The organism is Mangrovibacterium sp., assembly GCF_059905295.1.
This window is the reverse complement of the sequence record NZ_JBZQJF010000122.1, coordinates 1-6339: the sequence shown is the minus strand read 5'-3', so window position 1 is coordinate 6339 and position 6339 is coordinate 1. Positions and strand designations below refer to the sequence as shown.

Annotated in this window: 5 protein-coding genes; all 5 read left to right on the top strand. The window is 42.2% G+C overall.

Going from position 1 to position 6339, the window contains the following annotated elements; all coding sequences use genetic code 11:
• Nucleotides 1-1776: glycoside hydrolase family 3 C-terminal domain-containing protein (locus AC37HE_RS06520; RefSeq protein ID WP_500781992.1), on the top strand; the 1776-nt coding region annotated here is incomplete at its 5' end.
• A gap of 147 nt (nt 1777-1923) precedes the next feature.
• On the top strand, nt 1924-2535 hold the full coding sequence (locus tag AC37HE_RS06515; RefSeq protein WP_500781991.1) for an ankyrin repeat domain-containing protein: 612 nt from the start codon (nt 1924-1926) through the stop codon (nt 2533-2535).
• 385 nt (nt 2536-2920) lie between these two features.
• The gene (locus tag AC37HE_RS06510) at nt 2921-4195 is read left to right on the top strand and encodes a cytochrome b N-terminal domain-containing protein (RefSeq protein WP_500781990.1); all 1275 of its coding nucleotides are present in this window, start codon (nt 2921-2923) and stop codon (nt 4193-4195) included.
• A gap of 50 nt (nt 4196-4245) precedes the next feature.
• Nucleotides 4246-4710: a QcrA and Rieske domain-containing protein gene (locus tag AC37HE_RS06505; protein ID WP_500781989.1), complete on the top strand. Its 465-nt coding sequence runs from the start codon at nt 4246-4248 to the stop codon at nt 4708-4710.
• A 2-nt stretch (nt 4711-4712) separates the two neighbouring features.
• A partial coding sequence (locus AC37HE_RS06500; RefSeq protein ID WP_500781988.1) for a multiheme c-type cytochrome occupies nt 4713-6339 on the top strand: 1627 nt, incomplete at its 3' end.

The following is a 6339-nucleotide window of genomic DNA, read 5'->3' as shown; positions in this document are numbered from 1 at the left end:
GCTAACAACCAGGAAACGAACCGTTTGTCTGTGAATACGATTGTAAGCGAAAGAGCCTTAAGGGAAATCTATCTTAAAGGTTTTGAAATCGCTGTCAAGGAAGCTCAACCCTGGACTGTAATGTCATCCTACAACAAGTTAAATGGGGTTTATACCTCCGAAAGTGAGGATCTGTTAACAAAGATTTTGCGTAACGACTGGGGATTTAAAGGCTACGTTATGACTGATTGGGGCGGCGGAAGCGATGTAGTGTCGCAAATGAAAGCCGGAAATGATTTGATTATGCCAGGAATTGCAGATCAAATTAAAAAACTGATTAGTTCGGTGGAAGAAGGAACGTTGGATGAAGCGGTTTTAGACCGGAACTTATCACGAATCCTGACAATCATGATGAAAACGCCAAATTACAAAGGCATTAAGGCTACCAATAGTCCTGACCTAAAGGCCCATGCACAAGTGACACGCCAGGCCGCAACAGATGGAATGGTTTTGTTGGAAAATAAAGCACAGACATTGCCAATTGCTAAGGATGTGAAGAAAATTGCGGCCTTTGGAAATACATCGTATGAATTTATAGCCGGAGGAACGGGTAGTGGTGACGTGAATGAAGCGTATACTGTGTCGTTAACCGAAGGATTGGACAATGGTGGTTTTGAAACAGATGCTCAACTGGAGACCGTTTATAAAAAGTATATCAAAGAAGAACGGGCTAAAGCCAAGAAGTCTGACAACTGGATTACTTCAATACTGGGCGCTAAACTGCCTGTTGACGAGATGAAAGTTTCGCAAACCTTAGCCCGGAAGATGGCCAAAGAAAACGATTGTGCTTTAATCACTATTGGCCGAAATTCAGGTGAAGGCGGTGATCGGAAAGCTATTCAGGGAGATTTCTATTTGACCAATGTTGAGAAAGACTTAATTGAGGAAGTTTCTAAGGCTTTCCATGCAGAAGGTAAAAAGGCTATAGTGATTTTGAATATTGGAGGTGTGATTGAAACAGCAAGTTGGAAAGATATTCCGGATGCGGTATTACTAGCCTGGCAACCTGGTCAGGAAGGTGGAAATTCCGTTGTTGATGTTTTATCCGGTAAGGTAAATCCATCTGGAAAATTGGCCGTTTCATTTCCAATTTCATACGATGATGCCCCAACAGCAAAAACCTTTCCGGGCATAGCGGTTGAATCAGATGAGGTAGATGATGCTGCAGACCTTTCCGGATTCTCGTTTTCGAAACGTGTTCCATGGGAAGTTGTATACCAAGAGGATATTTATGTCGGTTACCGTTACTACAATACCTTCAGAGTACCTGTATCCTACGAATTTGGTTATGGTCTGTCTTACACGGATTTTGAATACAGTAACCTGAAACTAGATTCGAATCAGTTTGATGGAAAACTGACAGCTTCTGTTGAAATTACCAACAAAGGAGCTGTGGCCGGTCGGGAAGTCGTTCAGGTTTACGCCAGTGCTCCTTCCGGAAAGATTGATAAGCCGGAGGAAGAGTTAGTGGCTTTTGGAAAAACAAAGCTCCTCCAACCAGGTGAAAAAGAAGTGTTGACTCTTGAAATCACCACAAAAGATTTGGCTTCATTTGCTGAGGATAGATCTTCTTGGGTTGCTGAAGCCGGCACATACACATTGAAAATAGGGGCGTCGTCCAAACGCATAAAGAAAGAAGCCACATTTGAACTGCCGAACGAGTTGATTGCCGGTACTGTTTCAAAGGCATTAACTCCTGATCGAAATATTGAAAAATTTAAGCCTAAATCAAATTAATACCGATGTTTTAAGGGCGGTAGGGAACTTCCTACGATTCCTAATCGTTTAGGTAGTTCCCTGCCCCCATTTTCCCTTGAATGATAAGATTGAATTTCTGAAATTTACACTGTCTTTTTCTATTAAATATTAAAAATGTAAAAAGTAATGGACAAGTTAAAAACGATAGTTGGGCTATGCTTGGTCGTTATCATCATCGCGTCATGCAATACAAAGTCAAAAAGTAAATTGGAGCAGCCTGGTGTTGTGTCCGAGTCCATGCAGAAAGAAAACATACAATTTGACAAAGCAAAGATCTTTCAAGCTGCACTTGATGGAAATATTCAAGTTGTGCAGGACGCTTTGGAGCATGGGTTTGATCCCAATACAGTGGATGAAAATACAAGAACAGCTTTAATGCTGGCTGCATACAATGGACATACAGCGATTGTGCAACTGTTGATTGATCGGGATGCAGACGTAAATTTTACGGACGAGATTCAAAGAACAGCGTTAATGTATGCTTCAAGCGGCCCTTTTGTAAATACCGTTTTAGCTTTGTTACAGGCTGGAGCAAAACCCAATCTGACAGAGAAAGAACAAAATTGGACTGCGGCTATGATGGCTGCTGCTGAAGGACAGCTGGAAGTTTTAAAAACGCTTGTTGCTTTTGGAGCAGATCTTAGTATGGTTGATGTTGACGGAGAATCATCATTGGATTTCGCTGACTCAAAAGGGTATTCAGCGGTTGCTGAGTATATTAGGTCGCAATTGAAATAAAGAAAATCGTAAAGCATGGGTGGCCGAATCTGGCAGCTACTTGGTTAAAGTTGGTGCTTCGAGTTTGGATATCAGAAACACAGCAAGCTTTGAGTTAAGTTCAGACATTGTTGCAGAACAAGTAGATTAGTTTCTTCCATATAAAAGTTTGGAGCATAGTTTATTCATTGGTAGATTTTTTCAGTTGATAAAAGCCGTTTTAATACGGCTTTTATTCGAATGATTTAGGATTAAGTTGTTAGGCTTATTCTTTTCTTATTGCAGCATGAGTTCAGCTAAAAAAATGTCAAAAAGGGAAAGAATGTTCTCTTGATTTGTTTATAATGAATTTAGGTTATCTTTATTAAAATGTGAAGGCTGTTATCCAACAACCAAACTTAAAGTTATGAAGCACCCATCGATGGCGAAAGCGATCACCCAATTTCTTTTGCATTTGCATCCGAAGAAAGTAGAGTCTAAGGCGATTGTGTTTAACCGTACTTTCGGATTAGGTGGAATTGCAGCCCTGCTTTTTGTCATTCTTTTTATAACAGGGATGCTGCTCCGTTTTGCCTATGTCCCATCAGGTAGCGGTGCCTACGACTCAATCGTCCGGCTTCAAGATCAGGTAATTTTCGGTCAGCTACTGCGGAACTTCCATTATTGGAGTGCCATGTTGTTGGTGGTTGTTTCATTTCTGCACTTAGTACGCGTTTTTTATTCACAGGCGATTTACTACGAGCGAAGGAAAAACTGGCTTTACGGTTTGCTGCTGATGTTTTTTGTGGTTGGCTCCAACTTTACCGGCTACTTGTTGCCTTGGGATCAGCTGTCGTTCTGGGCTGTTACCATTATGACCAATATGCTAAGCTATATCCCTCTTGTCGGTAATTTTTTAGCGAATATGATCCGTGGGGGTGATACAGTAACCGAGGAAACTTTACTACGTTTTTACAATTTTCATACAGGGCTGTTACCCCTTTTGATGGTCTTTTTTATGGCCATTCATTTCTGGTTGGTTCGCAAGGCAAAAGGAGTCGCTATTGCATCGGCCGAGAAATCCGAAAAAGTAGATACATCGCCGAACCTGGTCTACAAGGAGATACTGACGGCACTCATTGTAGTGGCTGTCTTGTTACTTTTCTCGTTCTTTGTTGATGCACCCTTGCTGGATAAAGCTAAGCCGCTGGTTAGTCCAAACCCAAGTAAGGCTCCCTGGTATTTCATGGGTTTCCAGGAATTGCTCATGCATATGCACCCTGCGTTCGCTTCGTTTTTAATTCCTTTGTTTGTTATCGAGCTGTTTATCGTGATACCATTTTTACCTTATCGGAAAGTGAACGAAGGAGTTTGGTTTTTCACAGAGAATGGCAAAAGGATCACCATCTTGTCAGCTGTTTTCACGATCGTTCTCACTTTGCTGCTGATTTTTGTTGATGACTTGTTGCTTGACTTCAACCATTGGTTTCCCGGATTACCTGTCTTAATTACTGAAGGTGTATTTCCTGTGCTACTGTATTTTGTACCGGTGGGTGGATTCATCTTTTATTTAAAGAAAAAAATGAAGGCCAACCGCATGGAACTGGTAATCGCTTCGGTTACAATGATTCTTGTAGCCTACCTGGTAATGATGTTTGTCGGAAGTCTCTTACGAGGAGAGGGGATGCAGTTAATCTTCTGATGAAGGACGTTTGTTGCGGGAAGTAGAGTAATGCAGAAAAATTGAATACTATGAAAAAGATTGACAGGCGAAAGTTTTTAAAAGGGCTGCTATATAGTCTGGTCTCACTTGAATTTGCGTATGTCTTTTTTCGTCTTTTGAAATTGGACAAAACCGCATTGGATGAAACCAATTATTACGAAGCCGGCGATATTTCTTTTTTTGAGAAAGGCCGGGTTTACCCCTTCAGTTCTGCCCGTTTTTTCCTGTATCGGATGGAAGACGGAGGTTTTATAGCAGTTTCCTCCAAGTGCACCCATTTGGGATGTATCATTCAATTTAATGCAGACCACGATCGGTTCGAATGTCCTTGTCACGCTTCAGCCTTTGAAAAAAGCGGAGGGGTAATTATGTCTCCTGCCACCCGGGCATTGGATTATTACCCGATTGCTTTTAAGCGAGATAAGGTGTTGGTTGATACCAGCCGGCCCAATCGTCGTAGCAAATTTGATGGATCACAAGTAATGTATGCTTAAATATGGAAATCAAGACTTATAAAAAGTTAATCCAACTATTGGGAATTGTACTTGTCTTGCTTTTTCCAATTCTGCTTTTGATAAAGTTGACTCTGTTGAAACCGAAGGAAGAGCTTACGATTGTTCAGCCCCAGTTTGTAGGAGGGCAGGTTTGTAAGGAATGCCACATGAATGAGTACAATGACTGGAGAGGATCTCACCATGATCATGCCATGGATTTTGCCAACGATTCAACGGTATTGGGAAACTTTTCAGATCAGATGCTTCAGGCGCAGGGACATACCTATAAAATGTTCCGTAAGGAAGGAAAGTTTATTGTAACCAGTGACGGTGAAGATGGGCAGATGCATGATTTTGAAGTTAAATACGTTTTTGGTTACACCCCGTTGCAACAGTACCTGGTTGAGTTCGACAGGGGGAGACTTCAAACCTTGCCGATAACCTGGAATACAGTAGACAAGAACTGGTATCATATGGCTGATTCGGTTTATAAGGGTGAGGTAATTGATCGTGATGAATGGTTGCATTGGACCAACCAGGCGCAGAACTGGAACGGGATGTGCGCCGAATGCCATTCGACAAACCTGGAGAAAGGATATAACCCACAAACAGATTCGTATCATACAACATGGTCAGAAATAGATGTTAGCTGTGAAGCTTGTCATGGTCCGGGGTCCAAGCATGTGGAGTGGGCGGAATTGCCTAAATATTCCCGGTCTGGTTTTGAGAATTTCGGATTGCAGGTAAAAACCAGTGGTATCGACAATAAGCAATATGTCGATTTGTGTGCCCGGTGCCATTCGCGCAAAACTACGTTTGGCGATATGGAGTACTCAACACAAAATATTTACGACCATGGCGTGCCGAACTTGCCGGATGAACCTGAATGGTATGTGGATGGGCAAATTAGAGATGAAGATTATGTATATGCTTCGTTTCTGCAAAGCAAAATGTACCAGCGGGGTATAAAATGTAACGATTGTCATAATGTACACAGCGGTAAACGCTTATTTGACGGTAATAAACTCTGTTTGCAGTGCCACCAGAAAGATGTTTACGACACCTATGCCCACCACCATCATAAAAGCGCAGGAATGCCGGGTAAGGCAGTCGTTTCAGAGTCGGGTGTTTTGTTTGATGTGGGATCGGGAACAGAATGTGTGAACTGCCATATGCACGGACGCTATTATATGGGTGTTGACTATCGGAATGATCACAGTTTCCGCATTCCGAGGCCAGACCTGTCGATAAAAAATGGTACGCCTAATGCCTGTAACCAGTGCCATGTGGACAAGTCAAATAAGTGGTCTGATGATAACATTACGCAGTGGTTCGGAAAAGAGCGACGTTTCCATTATTCCCAAGCCTTTGCCGGAGCGAAGGATGGTGATTTGAAAGCTGCGATTGAGCTAAAAGAGATCTTGGGTAATGATCTTTATCCTCCCAATATCCGGGGGCTGGTACTGCAGGATTTGGGAACTTATTTCCCGGATTCTTTGGGAGGAATAATTGACAACTACCTGTGTGATCCAGATCCGTCATTCAGGCGAACAGTACTGTTAACTTTTCAACAGCCTACGGAGCAAAATATCGATCGTTTATTGAATGCATTGAGCGATGATACGAAAG

Coding starts and splice junctions, on each gene's coding strand:
- AC37HE_RS06515 (WP_500781991.1), top strand. CDS start 1,924: ATGGACAAGTTAAAAACGATAGTTGGGCTATGCTTGGTCGTTATCATC.
- AC37HE_RS06510 (WP_500781990.1), top strand. CDS start 2,921: ATGAAGCACCCATCGATGGCGAAAGCGATCACCCAATTTCTTTTGCAT.
- AC37HE_RS06505 (WP_500781989.1), top strand. CDS start 4,246: ATGAAAAAGATTGACAGGCGAAAGTTTTTAAAAGGGCTGCTATATAGT.